Annotated in this window: 22 protein-coding genes and 1 riboswitch; of the genes, 20 read left to right on the top strand and 2 right to left on the bottom strand. The window is 44.3% G+C overall.

The window, feature by feature from the left end; genetic code table 11:
- Window positions 1-267: 267 nt before the first annotated feature.
- On the top strand, window positions 268-681 hold the full coding sequence (locus MKY14_RS30740; RefSeq protein WP_036678856.1) for a hypothetical protein: 414 nt from the start codon (window positions 268-270) through the stop codon (window positions 679-681).
- A gap of 63 nt (window positions 682-744) precedes the next feature.
- Here the strand turns inward: MKY14_RS30740 and MKY14_RS30735 are convergent, their stop codons facing one another.
- Window positions 745-1,269, bottom strand: coding sequence for a hypothetical protein (locus tag MKY14_RS30735; RefSeq protein ID WP_076194944.1), 525 nt, complete (start codon window positions 1,267-1,269; stop codon window positions 745-747).
- Window positions 1,270-1,478: 209 nt separating this feature from the next.
- Between MKY14_RS30735 and MKY14_RS30730 the strand changes: the two genes are divergently transcribed.
- The 10 genes from MKY14_RS30730 (at window position 1,479) to rsmI (ending at window position 9,123) form a co-directional block, all read left to right on the top strand.
- Window positions 1,479-1,664: a sigma factor G inhibitor Gin gene (locus MKY14_RS30730; RefSeq protein ID WP_036678851.1), complete on the top strand. Its 186-nt coding sequence runs from the start codon at window positions 1,479-1,481 to the stop codon at window positions 1,662-1,664.
- Between the two features lie 208 nt (window positions 1,665-1,872).
- Window positions 1,873-3,411: an aminotransferase class I/II-fold pyridoxal phosphate-dependent enzyme gene (locus tag MKY14_RS30725; RefSeq protein WP_340978094.1), complete on the top strand. Its 1,539-nt coding sequence runs from the start codon at window positions 1,873-1,875 to the stop codon at window positions 3,409-3,411.
- Window positions 3,412-4,053 (top strand): dTMP kinase, encoded by a 642-nt coding sequence (tmk, locus tag MKY14_RS30720; protein ID WP_036678846.1) that lies wholly within the window; start codon window positions 3,412-3,414, stop codon window positions 4,051-4,053.
- Between the two features lie 126 nt (window positions 4,054-4,179).
- Window positions 4,180-4,509, top strand: a complete 330-nt coding sequence (locus tag MKY14_RS30715; RefSeq protein ID WP_036678844.1) for a cyclic-di-AMP receptor — start codon at window positions 4,180-4,182, stop codon at window positions 4,507-4,509.
- A gap of 51 nt (window positions 4,510-4,560) precedes the next feature.
- Window positions 4,561-5,004, top strand: a complete 444-nt coding sequence (locus tag MKY14_RS30710) for a YaaR family protein (RefSeq protein WP_036678842.1) — start codon at window positions 4,561-4,563, stop codon at window positions 5,002-5,004.
- 17 nt (window positions 5,005-5,021) lie between these two features.
- Window positions 5,022-5,996: a DNA polymerase III subunit delta' gene (gene holB, locus MKY14_RS30705; RefSeq protein ID WP_076099912.1), complete on the top strand. Its 975-nt coding sequence runs from the start codon at window positions 5,022-5,024 to the stop codon at window positions 5,994-5,996.
- A gap of 139 nt (window positions 5,997-6,135) precedes the next feature.
- Window positions 6,136-6,936 (top strand): PSP1 domain-containing protein, encoded by an 801-nt coding sequence (locus tag MKY14_RS30700; protein WP_036678838.1) that lies wholly within the window; start codon window positions 6,136-6,138, stop codon window positions 6,934-6,936.
- Between the two features lie 30 nt (window positions 6,937-6,966).
- The gene (gene yabA, locus MKY14_RS30695; protein ID WP_036678835.1) at window positions 6,967-7,332 is read left to right on the top strand and encodes a DNA replication initiation control protein YabA; all 366 of its coding nucleotides are present in this window, start codon (window positions 6,967-6,969) and stop codon (window positions 7,330-7,332) included.
- Between the two features lie 109 nt (window positions 7,333-7,441).
- Entirely contained in the window at window positions 7,442-8,215 is a 774-nt protein-coding gene (locus tag MKY14_RS30690) for a tRNA1(Val) (adenine(37)-N6)-methyltransferase (RefSeq protein ID WP_036678833.1), read from the top strand.
- Window positions 8,212-9,123, top strand: a complete 912-nt coding sequence (gene rsmI / locus MKY14_RS30685) for a 16S rRNA (cytidine(1402)-2'-O)-methyltransferase (protein ID WP_036678832.1) — start codon at window positions 8,212-8,214, stop codon at window positions 9,121-9,123. Before MKY14_RS30690 ends, rsmI begins: the two co-directional genes overlap by 4 nt.
- A gap of 419 nt (window positions 9,124-9,542) precedes the next feature.
- Here the strand turns inward: rsmI and MKY14_RS30680 are convergent, their stop codons facing one another.
- Window positions 9,543-9,797 carry an AbrB/MazE/SpoVT family DNA-binding domain-containing protein gene (locus MKY14_RS30680; RefSeq protein WP_036678829.1) on the bottom strand — a complete coding sequence of 85 codons (255 nt, stop codon included), beginning with the start codon at window positions 9,795-9,797 and terminating at the stop codon, window positions 9,543-9,545.
- Window positions 9,798-10,092: 295 nt separating this feature from the next.
- On the opposite strand from MKY14_RS30680, the gene MKY14_RS30675 reads away from it, so the two are divergent.
- The 9 genes from MKY14_RS30675 to ispE all read left to right on the top strand — a co-directional run bounded on the left by MKY14_RS30675 (window position 10,093) and on the right by ispE (window position 18,621).
- On the top strand, window positions 10,093-11,376 hold the full coding sequence (locus MKY14_RS30675) for an HD domain-containing protein (protein WP_076130066.1): 1,284 nt from the start codon (window positions 10,093-10,095) through the stop codon (window positions 11,374-11,376).
- Between the two features lie 51 nt (window positions 11,377-11,427).
- Window positions 11,428-12,198, top strand: a complete 771-nt coding sequence (locus tag MKY14_RS30670; protein WP_036678823.1) for a TatD family hydrolase — start codon at window positions 11,428-11,430, stop codon at window positions 12,196-12,198.
- A gap of 198 nt (window positions 12,199-12,396) precedes the next feature.
- Window positions 12,397-12,626, top strand: a riboswitch (cyclic di-AMP (ydaO/yuaA leader).
- A gap of 285 nt (window positions 12,627-12,911) precedes the next feature.
- The gene (locus tag MKY14_RS30665; RefSeq protein WP_076105834.1) at window positions 12,912-14,078 is read left to right on the top strand and encodes a 3D domain-containing protein; all 1,167 of its coding nucleotides are present in this window, start codon (window positions 12,912-12,914) and stop codon (window positions 14,076-14,078) included.
- Window positions 14,079-14,254: 176 nt separating this feature from the next.
- Window positions 14,255-14,806 carry a ribonuclease M5 gene (gene rnmV, locus MKY14_RS30660; RefSeq protein WP_036678817.1) on the top strand — a complete coding sequence of 184 codons (552 nt, stop codon included), beginning with the start codon at window positions 14,255-14,257 and terminating at the stop codon, window positions 14,804-14,806.
- Window positions 14,803-15,687, top strand: a complete 885-nt coding sequence (rsmA, locus tag MKY14_RS30655; RefSeq protein WP_036678815.1) for a 16S rRNA (adenine(1518)-N(6)/adenine(1519)-N(6))-dimethyltransferase RsmA — start codon at window positions 14,803-14,805, stop codon at window positions 15,685-15,687. Before rnmV ends, rsmA begins: the two co-directional genes overlap by 4 nt.
- Before the next feature lie 164 nt (window positions 15,688-15,851).
- Window positions 15,852-16,754 carry a sporulation peptidase YabG gene (gene yabG, locus MKY14_RS30650; protein WP_036678813.1) on the top strand — a complete coding sequence of 301 codons (903 nt, stop codon included), beginning with the start codon at window positions 15,852-15,854 and terminating at the stop codon, window positions 16,752-16,754.
- 276 nt (window positions 16,755-17,030) lie between these two features.
- Window positions 17,031-17,306 (top strand): biofilm formation stimulator Veg, encoded by a 276-nt coding sequence (veg, locus tag MKY14_RS30645; protein WP_019914493.1) that lies wholly within the window; start codon window positions 17,031-17,033, stop codon window positions 17,304-17,306.
- Window positions 17,307-17,449: 143 nt separating this feature from the next.
- A complete protein-coding gene (locus MKY14_RS30640; RefSeq protein WP_036678812.1) occupies window positions 17,450-17,626 on the top strand; it encodes a small, acid-soluble spore protein, alpha/beta type in 177 nt (58 codons plus the stop codon).
- A 140-nt stretch (window positions 17,627-17,766) separates the two neighbouring features.
- Window positions 17,767-18,621, top strand: a complete 855-nt coding sequence (gene ispE / locus MKY14_RS30635; protein ID WP_076194958.1) for a 4-(cytidine 5'-diphospho)-2-C-methyl-D-erythritol kinase — start codon at window positions 17,767-17,769, stop codon at window positions 18,619-18,621.
- Window positions 18,622-18,664: the final 43 nt, after the last annotated feature.

Genomic DNA, 18,664 nt, shown 5'->3' with positions numbered 1-18,664 from the left:
TTGCCAAGCACATTAAGCCATTGTTGATTTATCAGCAGTGGCTTTTTTGTTTTTTTTGGACAAGAGTGTTATTTGAAGGGGAGTACAACATCTGAAGGGGCTGTAATTGAGTGACATTTTTGTTACCGACGCTGAGGTCGATACAAGTATAATAGATAAGTGCAAATAATAAGCAACATCTCTAATACGAAGGAACTACTCATAAATTCTAACTTTGAATTTTCTTGTGTCTTTAGATGCATTGTGGAGGTAAGGAGGATTTAAGGCATGAAACAAACAAGAATTATTAAGATATTAATTTTTTCGTGTATAGTAGCTTTAATACTGGCAGGCTGCGGTACGAAAGCGCCCAGCTGGGATGCTTTTGAGGGTGCGCTAAACGAGAAAAATTTCCCTGTGCCCCAAGAGGCGTACTCACCAGACCAGACTACGACAAACGTTGCTATGGATTATGTGCGTTATTCTTTACCTGGATTAAAGGAGAAGAACGGCATCCCAGAGGAGTATATGGATACTATTAAGGCCTGGGGATGGGTTGAACAGGAAGAGGAGAATACCGATTCATCTGGTGTTTTTCAGAAGGATGGAGTAACGGTTCATTTAACAGTGCATGATGATTATTTTATAGTTATGATTCCTAAAGAAAAGAAGGCCTTAATTAAAGGTCTTAAGACAAAATAAATAATCGCCGTCCTTTATGGATGGCGATTATTTATTTATATGCGAACACAGGTTAACTGTACTCTATTGAGAGTAATAGGAGGCATCGGATGGATTAAACTTCAGCATGCCTTCCTTGTTGCGTTGATTTATTTTGAACAGTGTATAGAGACGGGGCAATAAAAGCCACAAGTGGCAAATAATCAGGGATACTGTAAATGCCGGTGGAGACCAAAAAATAAAGAGAGCTGCAATACAAAGACCAATATAAAAATTATGTAACTGTACTTTACGGAAAATGCGGTAACTAATGTGTTGATCTGGCATGAAGCCAAGCCACGGGATTTTAAATGAGATGGACCATCTTTTTGAAATAGGATGCCCGGAGATTAGAAGTACTGAGCGTGAAATAACATATTGAACCCAGAACATAACCGGAGCAGCTATAATTAAGTAGAGAATACTCCACCAAGAAAGAAAGACTGTCTCGAGCACAAGGACCAAAAGAGGGAGCAAAATATAAACACGCAGCAGAGGTGCCGTTAGATTAATTTTTTTGATTAATTTATATTGATAGAATGTAGCAGCGCCTTTGGTGTTGGGTTCCATATAAAATAGACTAACCTCCTCACAGATTCATATGTTCTTAATATCGGCGAATGAAAGCATTTTATTAAACTATGGGCGAATATTCACCGATATAGGGGCAGCGGAATATATATAATACACGAAACGAAGGATATGAAAAAACTATGAAAAGGTTTAAAATGATAGAAGGTGTATCATACTGTTCTTAAAAGAGTCAAGGTGGGATGGTTATGGAACAGCAAACCGGGCAAGCTTGTATCATTTGTGGGCAGGAAAAAGAAGAAGGTATTGTGATTGTCTCGCATTTTATTTGTGAGGATTGTGAGGCAGAAATGATCCGTACCGAGGCAGAAGATGCTAAGTACCGTTTTTTTATTGGCCAGATGAAGAAGATCGGATTGCAAAAGAACGCTTAAGTAGAGCAACTCTGTTAATTGATGCGGATAAGAGAGCAGTCTGGATGAAAGATATAAGGGCTGCATTAGAGATATTCATATACGGCTTCCTCGTTGTTTAAGCGGGGGGAGCCGTTTTGCTGTTCAGTCAGATGCTTTTATGAGGAAACATAGGAGTTTCTGAATATTTACGTTAAAATAGAAGGAACCCTATGGGAAGGAATTTAATATGAATAAATTACAACGATGTAGGGCACCTGTATACGAAATGCTGGAGCAATATAGAATTGTGGGTAATATATCTTATCATGTGCCGGGACATAAAAATGGAGCGGCATATGACGGCGTAGAAGGCGCTGGGTTTCTAGATGTGGTCATGAAGTACGATGTTACGGAGATTACCGGTACGGATGATCTTCATCATCCTGAGGGAGTCATTAAGGAAGCACAGGAGTTGGCTGCGGATTGCTTTGGAGCAGAGGAGAGTTTTTTTCTAGTTGGCGGAAGTACGGCGGGTAACCTGGCGCTGATTCTAACGGCTTGCCCCGAGCCAGGAATGATTCTGATTCTTCAACGAAATGTGCATAAATCAGTGATTCATGGTCTTATGTTAGCTGGAGTGAGGGCTGTTTTCGTCGAGCCGCTAATTGATCCACTCAGCGGCTTGGCAGTAGCGCCGGCGGCAGAAGCTGTTGAGGCTGCACTTGCAGCCTATCCTGAAGCCGCCGCTGTATTTGTCACCATGCCCAATTACTACGGCATGGGCAGTGACCTTGCGCCCCTCGCGCGTATTTGCCACGACAGCGGTGTACCGCTGCTTGTCGATGAAGCGCATGGGGCGCATTACGGGCAGCACCCGGCACTGCCTGCCGGGGCGCTTGCTTGTGGCGCGGACGGCGTAGTGCAGTCCACGCACAAGATGCTCACTGCGATGACCATGGGCGCTATGCTGCATGTTCAAGGGCAGCGGCTCGACCGCGCCCTGCTCTCGCAGCGGCTCGCCATGGTGCAGAGCTCCAGCCCATCATATCCTATGATGGCGTCGCTTGATCTTGCCCGGCGGCTGCTGCACAGCCGGGGCAGCGATGCATTCACGGCGGGGCTGGCCGCCGTGGATGTCCTGCGGCGCGGCCTTGCCGAGCTGCCGCGCTATGGATTGGTGCAGCCGGCAGAGCCGCTGCACGACGGCACGCCGCTGCATAAGGCGGCGTACGAGACGCAGGACCCCTTCAAAGTCGTCATTTATGACGCCACCGGGGTCCTAGGCGGTTTCGAGCTGCAGCGCAGGCTCGAGGCTAAGGGCTGTGTGCCGGAGATGAGTGACGACCGGCACGTAGTGCTGCTGTTCAGCCTCGGTTCGAAGGCTGAAGATGCAGCAAGGTTATTGCAGGCGCTGCGGGAAATAGATTCGGAGGTTACATCCGAATCACCGCACACCGCTGGCATTTTAGAATCTCAAAATATTTCCACGTGGAACAATTTGAATGTTTTACAAATCTCGGTACCCGTTCCCTTCTCTTTGAAGCCGGTATCAGTCAATGAGGTAGAAAGTATTAATCTTGAACACAGCGTGGGGAGAGTAGCTGCAGAAATGGTAATTCCCTATCCACCAGGCATTCCATTATTATATCCGGGTGAAGTCATCACAGATCAGATACAGCAAAGACTGACTGGTTTAGCTTATGGAGGTGCGAAGTTCCAGGCTTGTGCTGATCCGGTCTTGCAGCGTATTAAGGTATACAACATTCAGAAGGGCGGAGAAGTATAAGTGGGCAAAGAAGGTTTCTTCATAACATTAGAAGGGGGCGAAGGCTCCGGAAAAACAACGGTACTGGGCAGAGTAGCAGCATATTTGCAGAATCGGTCCATGCCCTATCGAATTACACGTGAACCTGGAGGCATAGAAATCGCCGAAAAAATTCGCTCTATTATTCTGGATCCTGCCCATACTGCAATGGATGCACGTACTGAGGCATTGCTGTACGCTGCATCAAGAAGCCAACATCTCGCTGAAGTAGTAGAGCCAGCTCTTAGAGAAGGGCTTACAGTCCTCTGTGACCGCTTTGTAGACAGCAGTCTCGTTTATCAAGGACATGCAAGAGGATTAGGTATGGAAGAGGTGTGGAGTATTAACCGTTTTGCTATTGGAAATCGCATGCCCGATCTAACCTTTTATCTGGATGTAGACCCTGAGATTGGATTATCACGGATTGCGGCCAATCAAGATCGCGAAGTCAATCGTCTGGATATGGAGAGTCTTGCCTTTCATCAGAAGGTTCGTGAAGGTTATCATTTATTAATTAAGGCGAATCCGGAGAGAATAGTAGTTCTTGATGCAAACCGCCCTATTCATCTGGTAGAACAAGATATCGTGAGAACTCTTGAAGAGAGAGTATTAAAGGGTTTTTAGGGTGTTTTGTCTAATATAATAAGAGAAGTGGCATATAACTAAGCGTTTGCTTATGAAGTGAGGTTGCTACTAAGAACACATTAAGTAGTAATACTCCATAAAACTTTTTTGGGAGGGAATGCGAAGATGAAGTTGATCATTGCAATTATCCAGGATAAAGACAGTAACCGGTTATCCAGTGAGCTAGTAAAAGCCAATTTCCGTGCTACCAAACTCGCAAGTACAGGTGGATTTCTGCGGGCGGGAAATACGACATTTATGATTGGGGTAGAAGACAGTCAGATCGAAGCTGTATTGAACGTTATCCGTAACAGCTGTAAAGTGCGTGAACAACTAGTCACTCCAGTAACTCCGATGAGTGGCACGACGGATTCCTATTTACCGCTCCCTGTTGAAGTACAGGTCGGTGGCGCTACTGTATTCGTGCTTCCTGTAGATCGTTTCGAACATTATTAAGTATAATATAAATGAGTAAGTCATTTACAAAAAAGGGGCGGTAGATAACCTTTGAAGATCAATCCGGGATATAGGCCCTTAAAGAGTGAGCTTCCAAATGCAGAAGGGGCTAATAAGCCTGTTCAGCAGAAATCGTTCTCTGACGTTTTTCAGCAGCAAGGTGAACAGAAAACCAAAGATGAACTAAACCGCCAGATCAAAGAAATACAGTCACAAGGCGACCGTTTATCTAAGTCTATGACCATTCGTGAACTCACCATTTACCGGATGATGATCAAAAGGTTTCTGGAAGAAACCGCTCGTAGAGGCGTTATACTGAAAGAGACACGTGGATGGGATAGACGTGGGCGGGGTAAGCGTTACAAGCTGCTTGAGGAAATTGATGCGGCTTTGCTATCTATGGCAGACGATCTGCTGAATAGTGAGCAGGGCCGAATAGATCTGTTGGGACGTGTTGGAGAAATTCGTGGGTTGTTAATCAACCTTTCTTTTTAAAGTTTTGGGAGGAAATTATGCCTTTTCATGATATAGTAGGCCAGGAGCATGCTAAACGGCTACTCCAAAATGCCTTGCGCAAGGATGCTGTGAGCCATGCTTATTTATTTACAGGACCAGCAGGCAGTGGACAAATGAAGACGGCGCTGATGTTTGCCCAAGCAATTTTTTGCACGGAAAGCAAGGATGACGCCTGTGGCGAATGTCTAGAGTGCCGAAAGGTTGAGCATGGAAACCATCCTGATTTGTCATTGCTGCAGCCCGACGGTGCAAGCATAAAAATAGACCAGATCCGTGAGCTGCAGCGTGTCTTTTCCTATCGATCTGAGGGTGTGAATCCAAAGGTTTATATTATAGATGGGGCAGACAAAATGACGGTACAAGCTGCCAATAGTTTGTTGAAGTTTCTGGAAGAACCGCCAGCTCCGGCAGTAGGAATCCTAATATCTGATAATAGTCGTTCTTTATTGCCGACGATTCAGTCACGGACTCAGCGGATCCCATTTAGTCCGTTAAATCCGGATATTATGCTTCAAGCGCTAGCAAGTGAGGGTGTGCCGATCCCCTTAGCTCGATGTGCAGTATCACTTAGTTCGGGACTTGATGGTTGCAGGGAACTTTTGGAACAGAATTGGTTTGCAGAAATGAGAAATCTAGTGTTACAATTAGCTAAGGAGTCCTTAAGCAAGGGCAGCTCCACGGTAGCAACTGCCGGGCAGAAGCTGTTCAAGACTGGGCTCGCTGAACATTTGGATATCCTTTTCAGCATGTTCCATCTATGGTTTAAAGATATGCTCTACTTCCTGTACCGCAAGCACGAAAGTATCGTTTTTATAGATCAGTTAGACTTTATTTCCAGGCATGCCCGTGGGCGCAGTGCGGAACAATGGGTGGCTTATATGGGATATGCTGCAGAGAGTACTAAGAAGCTGCGTTCCAATGCCAATGCCCAGTTGTGTCTGGAGCAGTTCTTAATCCGACTGGAAAGTTAAAGGATTAGCAATGATATATCCTCCGGATGTCGCTTTACCTGGAAGTATCGTTTTAACAGACGAGGAAGGACAAGCATGGATCATCAGGGAGCGGACATGCCCATAGGTTCCTTTTACCGGCAAACAAGGGGGTTAATTTTTGTACAGCGTAGTAGGTGTCCGTTTTAAAAAAGCGGGTAAAATATATTATTTTGATCCACTTGATTTTCCGATTGAACGAGATCAATGTGTTATTGTTGAGACAGCACGTGGGGTGGAATACGGTAAGGTTGTCGTAGGCAAAAAAGAGGTGGAGGAGTCCGATGTTGTACTACCCCTCAAAAAAGTGATGCGTATTGCCGGAGAAACCGACGCACGCGTTGTTGAGGAGAACAAAAGCGCCGCTAAGGAGGCTTTTACCACCTGTTTAAATAAAATACGCGACCACGGTCTCAAAATGAAGCTCGTAGATGTAGAGTTTACTTTTGACCGTAATAAGATTATATTTTACTTTACGGCCGAAGGACGCGTTGACTTTAGAGAATTGGTTAAGGATCTGGCAAGTATTTTTCGGACCCGCATTGAGCTTCGGCAAATTGGGGTACGTGATGAAGCTAAGATGCTAGGTGGACTTGGACCTTGTGGACGAGTGCTTTGCTGCTCCTCTTGGTTAGGGGATTTTGAACCCGTATCCATAAAAATGGCCAAGGATCAGAACCTTTCACTTAATCCGACCAAGATTTCCGGACTTTGTGGACGTCTGATGTGTTGTTTGAAATTTGAGCATGACAATTATGAGAGTGTAAAGGAAGAAATGCCAGCGGTCGGCAAGATTGTCGTGACCTCATTGGGGGATGGCAAAGTAGTAGGAATCAATGCCGGAAACCGTACGGTTCATGTACAGTTGTTTGAAGTGGGCAAAGTTAAGGAACTTCCAATGGATGATGTTGTCGTCAAGTAAACCATATAAGGTTACTTTCGGGGTGGAAACTTGGAGAAGAAAAATATATTTGCACACATGCAGGATATGGAAGCGCAGATGGAAACGATGCGCGCCAATCTTGGAGAATGGAAACAGACGGTAAAAGAACTGATGGAAGCTAACCAGAGGTTAACTCTGGAGAATGAACAGCTTCGCAAAATTTTAAAGCGGGATGCACCTTTGGATCCTACCGTAGATTCTGCGGAGGCGGAAGCTCTTTTAGCTACCGGAGAGGGAACAGAAGAGGTTGTCGGGGAAGGTTATGACAACTTGGCTCGACTTTACCACGAAGGCTTTCACATCTGTAATGTTTATTTTGGACATTTACGCACGGAAGGTGACTGTCTGTTCTGTCTTTCTTTTCTTAATAAATGAGGATATCCAGCCGTAGGAGATTAATCCTACGGTTTTTTTTGAATTTTAGCCCATAGACATATGCCTTTGAAGCAAGTTTTTCTCAACAAAACCTTTAGGAGATTATTACATGACGAATTCTTTTAATGATATATCTGTCCCCTTGTTACCGACGGAGCGGGTGGATGATTTACTAACACATGACCTGCGCATTATTCAAAGTGATGAAGTATTTAGTTTTTCTATGGATGCTGTATTGCTTGCTCGTTTCGCCAGTGTTCCGCCACGTGGAAGAGTTCTAGATCTTTGTACGGGAAATGGTGTAATACCGATTTTAATGACTACCCGGACAAAAGCTTCTATAGAAGGCATTGAAATACAACCTCGTTTAGCTGATATGGCTCGTCGTAGCGTGGCTCTAAATGGCCTTCAGGATCAGGTTGTAATTCATGAAGGTGATTTGCGCGAGTTATATACTACCGCAGGACATGGGGTGTATGATGCAATAACGGTCAACCCTCCTTATATGCCGCTTAATGGCAGTGATCTGAAGCTGAACAACCATCAAGCTATGGCTCGCCATGAGATAGGCTGTACACTGGAGGAGGTCATTCAGGCTTGTGTGCGATTGGTTCGGACGGGCGGAAAGGTAAGTATGGTTCATAAACCACAACGGTTGGTTGATATTATCAGTCTTATGAGACAATATAGACTCGAGCCAAAGATTATTCGGTTTGTACATCCACGTGCCCATCTGGAGGCAAATATGGTATTAATCGAAGCTGCACGTGATGGAAAGCCTGAGGTTCGTTTACAACCACCGCTCATCGTATATAATGAGGACAATCAATACTGTCCAGAGATTATGGACATCTACTATGGTGCTAAAGAGGGTAAATCATGACGATATCATGCCAAAGCAGTTTTCAAAACAAGACTAATACCAGTACTCAGGAGACAACAGGGTCGCTTTTTCTGGTGGCTACACCTATCGGTAATCTGGAGGATATGACCTATCGTGCAGTCCGTACATTGCAGGAATGTGATATTATTGCCGCGGAAGATACGAGACAGACCCGAAAATTACTCAGCCACTTTGAGATTTCACCTTCGATGTTGTTTAGTTATCATGAGCATAATAAGGCCGCCAGTGGACCTGAGCTTGTACGCTATATAATAGAAGGAAAAAATTTGGCACTCGTCAGCGATGCCGGTTTACCAGCGATTTCTGACCCTGGAGCGGATCTTGTAGCCCTTGCAATAAGTCATGGAATTCCGGTGATTCCTATCCCTGGAGCTAACGCAGCGTTGTCAGCTTTGATCGCTTCTGGTCTATCTACGAATACGTTCACCTTTATCGGCTTTCTTCCCCGAGAGCGTAAGGACATCCGAGCAGTATTAAGTCCACTTCGTTCGGCTCAAGGCACTTTGTTGTTCTACGAATCTCCCCATCGCGTAGTTAAGACACTTGCTCATCTTCAAGAAGCATTCGGTAATCGCCAGATTGTGTTGGCACGTGAATTAACGAAAAGATATGAGGAGTTTCTACGCGGTTCGATTGAGGAATGTACACTATGGCTGGCTGAACATCCTCCGCTAGGCGAATATGTTATTGTCGTAGAAGGGGAGAGCAAGGAAGATGCAGAAATCGCAGAATCGGCGTGGTGGCGTCAGTTAAGCATTGAAGATCATGTAGCTCATTACGAAGCACAGGATGTACCACGGAAAGAGGCTATGAAAAAAGCGGCATCAGACCGGGGTGTAGCCAAACGGGATATTTATAATGCGTTGCTTGATAGAGCAGAAGAGTAAGTGTTATAGACGAATTCCTAGAATAACTAAGGATTTTCGGAGCCGTTTCGAGCTTGAGTGATTTATCTGTGGGTTAAATGTAATTTGTACAGTTATTTTTGAATTTTTTTATGTATTTGTTCGTTTAGTTGTACTTCATACAGTTATAAAGGTGGAAAGGATTGATTTCACGGAGATATAGGAAATATAAGTGTACAAAATACAATTAATTCGTTTAATGGTAAAAAGCATTTAAAATAACTGTAAGAAATACAACTAAGTATTACTAGTTCCGTCTTGAAGCACATTGCCCTTAGGGAGGGGATAACCAGGAGGGCAAACCCAGACATAAAAAATACCTCCCGCGGTCACGGGAGGTCAAGGAGATATGAAAAGGTTAGAATTAACAATTTGATTAGTTCTATTATATACTATTTAATTTAGTTTGTCACAGGGGTAGGGATGGAAGATATGCATTCATGACAAACTATTTTTCCTTTAAAGTAAGTTACGTTCTCAGCGTTGCCACAGAAAATGCAGGCAGGCTCATACTTTTTAAGCATAATCCGTTCGCCATCAACGTAAATTTCCAGTGCGTCCTTTTCGCCAATGCCAAGTGTACGGCGTAATTCAATAGGAATAACAACCCGTCCAAGTTCGTCTACTTTTCTTACAATTCCTGTTGATTTCATCATAACAATCGTTACTCCTCTCAATGTTCCAAAAACGTCATTATTCGACATTGTTCACTGTTTTATGATACTTATAATACCAACGATTCCCAAATCAGTCAACCTTTTTTCATAGGCTGAATAAGAAAATTTCCATAAGAACTTTGAATGTCCCTATAAAAATTAAGAATTACCCTGAAAGCATTTTGTCGATTTACCAAGACCAAAAATGATACTTTTCGACAAAGTACGACATAATTACTTATTATATACTGATATTAGTTAAAATCATATTAAATTATTAGAAGGAGTTGATCTCATGAAGCAGCCGCTCACGGAAGAAAAAGTTTTCAAGGATCCCGTTCATAATTATATTCACGTACAGGATACGATTATTTGGCGACTAATTAATACAAAAGAATTTCAGCGTTTACGCCGGATTCGCCAGTTAGGTACCTCATATCTCACTTTTCATGGTGCAGAGCATAGTCGTTTTTCTCATTCTTTAGGAGTATATGAAATTACACGCAGAATCATTTCGCAATTTGAGCGCAGCGGGTATAAGGATTGGATTCCTGAAGAAAGTTTGCTTACTTTGTGTGCGGCTTTGCTGCATGATTTAGGGCATGGTCCATTTTCACATTCTATAGAAGAAGCTTTTGAAATGAACCATGAGGATTGGACCTGCCGAATTATTTTGGAGGACACGGAGATCACCGAAATATTGCGTGATGTGGAGGAAGATTTTCCTCGTAAAGTAGCCTCAGTTATCTCTAAGACATATGAGCATGAAATTGTTGTCAATTTGGTTTCCAGTCCGCTGGATGCTGATCGTATGGATTATTTGCTGCGTGATGCGTACTATACAGGTGTAAACTATGGAACCATCGATATTGATCGGATTTTGAGAATGCTTCGTCCTTATAATGGGCGGATTGTAGTAAAAGAATCAGGTATGCATGCCATTGAAGATTATTTAATGTCGCGTTATCAAATGTACTGGCAGGTATATTTTCATCCGGTGACGCGCAGCTCTGAAATTATTTTGCGTCAAATCTTCCGTAGAGCTAAAGAATTGTTCCAAGAGGAGTACAAATTTCGCTTTATGATCGCTCCGCTGGAAGATCTCTTTCGAGGAGAAGTAACAGTGAAGCAATATTTAATGCTTGATGAGGCACTGGTACAGACTGCTTTTATGCAATGGACACTTGAAGAAGATGAGTTATTAAGCGACTTGTGTACCCGTTTTATTCATCGTAAACTGTATAAATATGTAGAGATCGAGAATTTGGATACAGATATGATTACGGAAATCCGCAGCAGTTTTGCGGGAGCGGGACTTAACCCAGAATATGACTTAGAGATTGATTATCCGACAGATTTGCCTTATGATGTGTTCCGTCCAGGAGCAGCCTTCGACAATAATCAAATTTTACTGCTTGATCGCAATGAGCAATTGCGGGAAATTTCAGAGGTATCGGATATTGTGCGCTCAATAAGCGGAATTCATCGTGGCAGATATCACCTATATTTCCCACAGGATAAGCTGAAAAAAGCCCTTACACGGTTGCCCTTTTCTGTAGCAGAGATTTTTGCAAAATAATACAAATATTTATGGAACTATTGATAAAAACAACAAGGAGTGAGCTTTAAAATGTATCTGTTCGACACACATACACATTTAGATGCGCCTCAATTCGACGAGGATCGCGAGGAAGTTATAGCTCGTGCAGTAGAGGCCGGAGTTAGCAAGATGATCAATATTGGATTTAATCGGGAAACGATCCCTTCAACGATGAAGCTGGCTGAATCTTATGATTATATTTATGCAGCGGTGGGCTGGCATCCACAGGATGCGATTGATATGAAAGAGGGGGACCTCGATTGGATCGCCTCTCTTTGCAGCCATGAGAAAGTGGTGGCCATCGGAGAGATTGGGTTGGATTATTATTGGGATACCTCTCCCAAGGATGTGCAGCAGGAGGTCTTCCGCAAACAAATTGGACTAGCCCGTGAACTAAAAATGCCAATCTGTATACATGACCGTGATGCCCATGAAGATGTCGTACGGATTTTACGGGAGGAAAAAGCAAATGAAATTGGTGGCGTAATGCATTCTTTCTCAGGCAGCTGGGAAACCGCAAAAATGTGTCTAGACCTAGGATTTCATTTGTCATTTGGAGGACCGATCACGTTCAAAAATGCCAGAGTGCCTAAAGAGGTGCTTGCACAGACGCCATTGGACCGATTATTGATCGAAACAGACGCTCCATATTTGACTCCACACCCCTTCCGAGGCAAGCGAAATGAGAGTGCTCATGTGAAGTTAGTAGCAGAGGCTGCGGCTGAAATTAAAGGGTTAACATGGGAAGAATTGGCTAAAATTACGTATGCGAACGCACTGGAACGATTTGGGATTGTCTGAAAACAGGAGTAAAACGGGTGAAAAATAGAGAATGGCCGATATATTAAACTTTTTTAATATAAAAACGGCTGATTATTACAATATTTTAACCATATATTTGCGTAAACGTGGTTGAATCGTCCTTTACAACATGCATCAAAACAGGATATCATCTTTTCAGTGATGTGAGCTGTTGTTATTGTGACAGCCATTGATTCATGGATCGTCTCGCTGAGTCTCCGTATGGAGAACGGGGGAACCAATATTGAACTGCCGCATGCCTGTATCTTGAATACGACTAGGAATTGCCGCAGAACAATATTTGATTTCTTCACGTGGTCTTTGGGGTGAATTTAAGGGCAACCGCCGTGAGCGGGTGACCTGAAATAGGGCGTCTCTCTTTCGTCCGAACCCGACAGCTAACCCCGTAAGCGCAAGTAAGAGAGGCAACCTCGTGCACAAACATTCCCGCGTATTCTGACATCGGAGAAGCCACGAAAGAGTCCTCAAGAGAACTCTTTTTAGGCTTCTTTATTTTTGAATAAACTGAATGTTGCCCGCATACTGTTATATAACAGGTGTGGGAGTAGCTGTGCCGAGCAGGCGATCCATGAGCAGGAGACGCTAAGTTAATACGTGCGTATCCTGTGACAATCTCAAATAGTTTCGTCAAAGAAATTCAGTCCTCATGATATACAAATTGACGACGAGGCTATGTAAGGAGGATGGAGAGAATGGGCTTATTCCAACCAGAGGTATCCCATGATTCGCAGTCATCCAGCAGGTCTTTCGCATTACGGTGGGAGCAAGTAAATACTCGCGTACTTTTACTTGCAGGTGTGATTTCAATCGCAATCGCGCTGTTAATTCTGCTGTACGTACACGGTCAAAGTAATAAACAATTAGTTTTAGTAATAGACGGGCAAACACAGACACTTGAAACGCGAGAAGCACTTCTTGGTGATGTGTTGGAGAAAGAGCAAATTTCGCTGCAGCCGCATGATGAATTATCTTTAGGTCTGAGTGATGAAATAAAAGACGGTGACCGTGTCGTTATCAATCGTGCGCAGAAATTTAGCCTTACTGCGGACGGAGCAACAAAAACGTTATATACGACCGAAGACACTATCGGTCAAGCGATTGACAAACTGGGTATCAACCTAGAAGGCTATGATAAGATTTTTCCTTCGTTAGACACCACCATCTCTGCTGACATGGAGATTAAGATCGTTCGTATCAACAAGCAAACGGTACAGCGAACAACTAACTTACCTTTCCGTGTTATTAAGACAGCAGATCCCTCCCTTACTGTGGGAACAGTTAGAGTGGCACAGGCAGGCAAACCAGGCGTCATGGTTCAGCATATTGAAAAGATCTATCAAGACGGAGAACTGGCCTCTATGCGCATGATCGGCAAGGAAGTACAAACGGTAACAAAAGATAAGATCATTGCCGTTGGTACTAAAGCACTTCCTAAGCCTACTGTAGTTGCTAAAGCTACAACAACTTCCAAATCAAGCACTACCTCCAAAACGACTAAAGTTAGCGCTAAGACTAAGAACGTCACAAGCAAGGCTGGCGTAGACTTTGAGTACAAGAAGATGATTAAGAACGTCTCCATGACAGCTTATTCGTCAGAAGAGCCAGGGATAGGTACTAAAACTGCCTCCGGAACACGCGTAACGGAAGGTCGTACAATTGCAGTAGATCCGAATGTAATTCCTATTGGCTGGTGGGTTTATATCGATGGGCTTGGATTCCGCCGTGCAGAGGATACTGGCGGTGCCATTAAAGGCAATAAAGTGGATGTCTATTATGATTCCCTGAGCCATGCTCGTAATTTCGGCCGTAAATCACGTACCGTTTATGTGATTGGACCTGTGAAACCAGAGCTTAACTAGAACTGAAGCTTTTGCAAAAAATCCTTTGATAAGCTATAGTGATGATAACCGTTAAGGAACGCTGGATGATCATTTCGTTGATCGCAGAGCAACCGCTCATCACTTATACATTCTTTAACCAAAAGAAGAGGAGCGAATCCTCTTCTTTTTGCTTTTTTTGGAAGGAGTCAAGAAATATGATTAAGGAATTAATCGTCGTTGAAGGCAAAAGCGATACCGTAGCCATTAAGCGTGCTGTAGAAGCGGATACCATTGAGACAGGCGGCTCTGCTGTAAACCGGACTGTAATTGCTAAGATCGCGCTTGCTATGGAACGTAGAGGGGTTATTATTCTTACGGACCCGGACCATGCTGGGGAGCGAATTCGTAAAATCGTTTCAGCGAAGGTGCCGGGCTGCAAGCATGCTTTTATTCCAGAGAAGGACGCAACTCGAAAAGGGGATATCGGTGTAGAGAATGCATCGCCAGAGGCGATTCGTCATGCGCTGCGTAATGTACATACCTCTTTTGAAGGAGCACCTGCTTTGATTGGTATTGATGATCTTATGGCCGCTGGAATGCTTGTACACCCTCGGGCTGCTGAAAGACGTATGGCACTTGGTAATTTGCTTGGAATCGGATATTGTAACGGCAAACAGCTGTACAAGCGGCTGGCGATGTTTGGGATTACGCGGGAGGAATTTGCCGGGGCTCTCGCCCAAATTGATCAGGGAGGCATTACTTCATGAGTGGTAGAGAGGAAATTTCGACTCCAAAACGGACCAAAGAGATTATTCAACGTTATGGATTCAAGTTCAAGAAAAGCCTGGGACAGAATTTTTTGATTGATCAGAATATTTTGGACAAGATTGTAGACGCTGCTGGACTAGATAGCGATTCTGGGGCGCTGGAGATCGGGCCGGGAATTGGAGCGCTGACGGAGCGTCTGGCACTAACAGCGGGTGCTGTAACTGCCGTAGAGATTGACCGTAGACTGATTCCAATATTAAAAGACGTACTTTCCCCCTATCCCCATGTTAAGGTTCGTAACGATGATGTCCTCAATGTGAACTTGCAGGAAATGTTCAAGGAAGATTTCACCACTGTGAACAAGGTCAGTGTGGTTGCTAACCTGCCTTATTATGTGACTACTCCGATTCTGATGAAGCTGCTCGAAGAGAAGCTTCCCCTTGATAACATCGTTGTAATGATTCAGAAGGAGGTTGCGGAGCGTATGGCTGCATCTCCAGGTGGAAAGGAATACGGAAGTCTTAGCATTGCCGTGCAGTACTACAGCGAGCCTGAGCTCGTCTGTATCGTGCCACGTACGGTATTCATCCCTCAACCTAATGTGGAGTCTGCTGTTATCCGTCTGAAGGTTAGAGAGCATCCTCCGGTAAAGGTGGAGAGTGAGAAGCATTTCTTTGAAGTGGTTCACGCTTCTTTCACACAGCGCCGCAAGACGATTGCTAACAATCTGAAGGCTCGTTACTTCCCTGAACAAGGACGTGAGCAGCTGGAGGCTTTACTCGCAGAAGCGGGTATTGAACCGACCCGTCGCGGAGAAACACTCAGTCTTGAAGAATACGCCCGCTTAAGCGGTGTTTTGCTAGCCGCTGGAATTGAATAAGCAATAGGAAACGGTTGTTGTCTTAAGGACGAAAACCGTTTCTCGTAGAAATATAAGGATGTTATTCTGGTGGAGCATTATACATTCTTATATTTTAAAAATATGTTGAGTTATGAACCAACTGAGGCCTTTGCCCATACGATGGGGTAGAGGTGGTGGTTGTAATGAATTTAGGAGACTTGGTCGTTCGCAAATCTTATGGCGGTGATTTAACATTTCGTGTAGATAATATTGTGCAGGATAGAGCCGTCATTAAAGGCACAGATTTCCGCCTGTTGGCGGATTCTCCTCTGGATGACCTGGTTCAAGTGCCTCCTACCCGAATAACGGAACGGGGACAGCAAGCACAGATCAAAGCGAAGGAATCACTGACACAGCTGCGGAAGGACCGTCAGGAGCAAAGTCAGCGGAGCGGGGGAACCCTAACAGAGGGGACATGGGCTCCACCGTCCAAGGAAGCTCCTTATTTTGAAGTGCCAGGTAAAGTACTGCATCTGGATGGCGATCCGGCATATTTGAATAAGAGCCTTAGCTTATACGAGCAGCTGCGGATTCCCGCTGAAGGGCATCATGTTCATGAATCTGCAATGGCTGATACGTTATACCGGCTGTTGCCCCGTGTACGCCCAGATATTGTAGTGATCACTGGTCATGATGGGGTACTGAAGCAACAGCATACTTACGATCTGTATAGTCTGAATAGCTATAAAAATTCGCAAAACTTTATAGCTGCTATTAGGGTAGCTAGGGAGTATGAGCGGAATTTTGATGCGTTGACTATTGTTGCCGGTGCTTGTCAATCTCATTTCGAGGCCTTACTTGGAGCTGGAGCTAATTTTGCCAGTTCACCTGGTCGAATTTTGATCCATGCTCTGGATCCCGTGTATGTAGCAGCAAAATCATCCTTTACTTCCATCAGGGATACTGTAAATCTTAGCGATGTTCTGAATAATACCATCAGCGGTAATCAGGGTATTGGTGGTGTTGAGACCCGTGGCAGCTTCCGCATCGGAATGCCGCGACTGCAGAATCTGTCGGCGCTAAAAGTGACACCATCAGCCATTTAAGCGGCAGAGATAGGTCTATGGTGTCAGGAATATAGGTAATTTGAATGGGTTGAATAGAATATCCGAAAGAAAGGGTGAGCGCTGAGCTTAACCCTTTCTTTTTTTCTTTGTAATGCCTATATTACAGATAACAAGGATATTAGTCCGGCGCTGATTTCTCGCAAAAAAATTCCGTTGACAACGAAATATGCATCAACTATAATTAATTATTTATTTGCTTTGACATTGTCCTGAAAAAGTTGTATAATGGACAAGAAAAGAGGTGGTCGTCAGGTAATGGCTAATAACGCGCTGTTGGAAATCAAACGCAGTCTTGAAGCTCACGTCGGTCATAAGATCACATTGCGTGCAAACGGAGGTCGTCGTAAAACCGTTGAACGCACAGGTGTCCTGGAAGAAACGTACCCTTCTGTATTTATTGTCAAACTGGATCAGGAGCAGCAAACTTTTAAGCGAGTCTCCTATAGCTATGCCGATATACTTACTGAATCTGTGGAAATCACAGTTTGTGAAGACGATGGGCAGATGCGGATTATGTATATTAAAGCTTAATGTTTCACGAACAGTCTCCCTTGGAGGCTGTTTTTTGTTTACGTTTTTTGGGACAAATATTTGGTGCATGATCCGTGTGCTAAGCAAGCATACTAATTGGGCAACGGGTTAATCATTTATTTTCATAAGGGAGGAATTCCGTAATGAGCCGCAGAAAACGAGGCATGATGTCGGAGGAACTGAAGACAGAGTTAGCCAAGGAGCTGGGTTTTTATGAAACCGTGGAACGTGAGGGCTGGGGTGGAATTACAACTCAAGACGCTGGCAACATGGTGAAAAAAGCGATACAGCTTGCTGAACAGGCTGCGCGGAAATCTTAAATTTTAGGCTATAAAGTGAATATTACTGAAAAAGGGTGCGTCTAAATGGCGACACCCTTTTATTATTGGACTTCATTAGAAGTTTCTCATATAATATGTTAAGTTGTTTTTACGGGAAAAGCTGAAGGTGGGTGAACGCCTTGAAAATGTATGAAAAGGCACCAGCTAAAATTAATTTGATGCTGGATGTGCTGCACAAACGTGCTGACGGTTTTCATGAGGTGGAAATGATTATGACCATGGTAGATTTAGCAGACCGCTTAGAGCTGTCTGAGCTGCCAAGGGATACTATTATAATATCAAGTCAGGCTGGTTATATTCCCCTGGACGAGAAAAATTTAGCTTTCCAGGCGGCAAGGCTTATTAAAGACCGTTATAACGTGAAGAATGGGGTACATATCCATCTGGATAAAAGAATTCCGGTTGCGGCTGGCCTGGCTGGCGGCAGCAGTGATGCCGCAGCTACGCTACGCGGTCTAAACCGTCTGTGGCGTCTGGGTATTCCTGCGCAGGAGCTACAGGAGCTTGGCGCTGAGCTGGGTTCTGATGTACCTTTCTGCGTCACAGGCGGCACAGCCTTGGCTACAGGACGAGGCGAAAAGCTGACACCAATCAATAACCCGCCACAATGCTGGGTTGTGTTGGCGAAACCACCGATCAATGTATCGACTGCAGAAGTGTATGGACGCGTTCGGAGCAATAATATAGCGGTTCATCCTTCTGCTCGAAAGATGCAGCAAGCGATAGAAGCTGGAGACTTTGGGGGCGTTTGCAACCATCTGGGCAACGTGCTTGAGGATGTTACCTTAAAGCTGCATCCAGAGGTTCAGCAGCTCAAGGAAGCGATGATAAAGCTTGGAGCAGATGGCGTACTGATGTCAGGCAGCGGACCTACCGTATTCGGGTTAGTGTCCAAGCAGTCTAAAGTAGCAAGGATTTACAACGGACTGCGAGGGTTCTGCAAGGAAGTCTACGCAGTGAGATCACTGAATTAGTCTGCTTCTCTTGTGTAAACCCGTACAAAAGTGATATATTTTT

This window comes from Paenibacillus sp. FSL R5-0887 (genome assembly GCF_038002305.1).
Taxonomy (GTDB): domain Bacteria; phylum Bacillota; class Bacilli; order Paenibacillales; family Paenibacillaceae; genus Paenibacillus_AQ; species Paenibacillus_AQ odorifer.
This window is presented reverse-complemented; position numbering and strand designations above follow the sequence as displayed.

Excerpts from the sequence above, each read along its gene's own strand:
- MKY14_RS30735 (WP_076194944.1), bottom strand. The coding sequence starts at position 1,269 with ATGGAACCCAACACCAAAGGCGCTGCTACATTCTATCAATATAAATTA.
- MKY14_RS30715 (WP_036678844.1), top strand. The coding sequence starts at position 4,180 with ATGAAGTTGATCATTGCAATTATCCAGGATAAAGACAGTAACCGGTTA.
- MKY14_RS30675 (WP_076130066.1), top strand. The coding sequence starts at position 10,093 with ATGAAGCAGCCGCTCACGGAAGAAAAAGTTTTCAAGGATCCCGTTCAT.
- MKY14_RS30640 (WP_036678812.1), top strand. The coding sequence starts at position 17,450 with ATGAGCCGCAGAAAACGAGGCATGATGTCGGAGGAACTGAAGACAGAG.
- veg (WP_019914493.1), top strand. The coding sequence starts at position 17,031 with ATGGCTAATAACGCGCTGTTGGAAATCAAACGCAGTCTTGAAGCTCAC.
- MKY14_RS30740 (WP_036678856.1), top strand. The coding sequence starts at position 268 with ATGAAACAAACAAGAATTATTAAGATATTAATTTTTTCGTGTATAGTA.
- rnmV (WP_036678817.1), top strand. The coding sequence starts at position 14,255 with ATGATTAAGGAATTAATCGTCGTTGAAGGCAAAAGCGATACCGTAGCC.
- MKY14_RS30725 (WP_340978094.1), top strand. The coding sequence starts at position 1,873 with ATGAATAAATTACAACGATGTAGGGCACCTGTATACGAAATGCTGGAG.
- MKY14_RS30665 (WP_076105834.1), top strand. The coding sequence starts at position 12,912 with ATGGGCTTATTCCAACCAGAGGTATCCCATGATTCGCAGTCATCCAGC.
- MKY14_RS30680 (WP_036678829.1), bottom strand. The coding sequence starts at position 9,797 with ATGATGAAATCAACAGGAATTGTAAGAAAAGTAGACGAACTTGGACGG.
- MKY14_RS30690 (WP_036678833.1), top strand. The coding sequence starts at position 7,442 with ATGACGAATTCTTTTAATGATATATCTGTCCCCTTGTTACCGACGGAG.
- holB (WP_076099912.1), top strand. The coding sequence starts at position 5,022 with ATGCCTTTTCATGATATAGTAGGCCAGGAGCATGCTAAACGGCTACTC.
- MKY14_RS30670 (WP_036678823.1), top strand. The coding sequence starts at position 11,428 with ATGTATCTGTTCGACACACATACACATTTAGATGCGCCTCAATTCGAC.
- rsmA (WP_036678815.1), top strand. The coding sequence starts at position 14,803 with ATGAGTGGTAGAGAGGAAATTTCGACTCCAAAACGGACCAAAGAGATT.
- MKY14_RS30730 (WP_036678851.1), top strand. The coding sequence starts at position 1,479 with ATGGAACAGCAAACCGGGCAAGCTTGTATCATTTGTGGGCAGGAAAAA.
- yabG (WP_036678813.1), top strand. The coding sequence starts at position 15,852 with ATGAATTTAGGAGACTTGGTCGTTCGCAAATCTTATGGCGGTGATTTA.
- rsmI (WP_036678832.1), top strand. The coding sequence starts at position 8,212 with ATGACGATATCATGCCAAAGCAGTTTTCAAAACAAGACTAATACCAGT.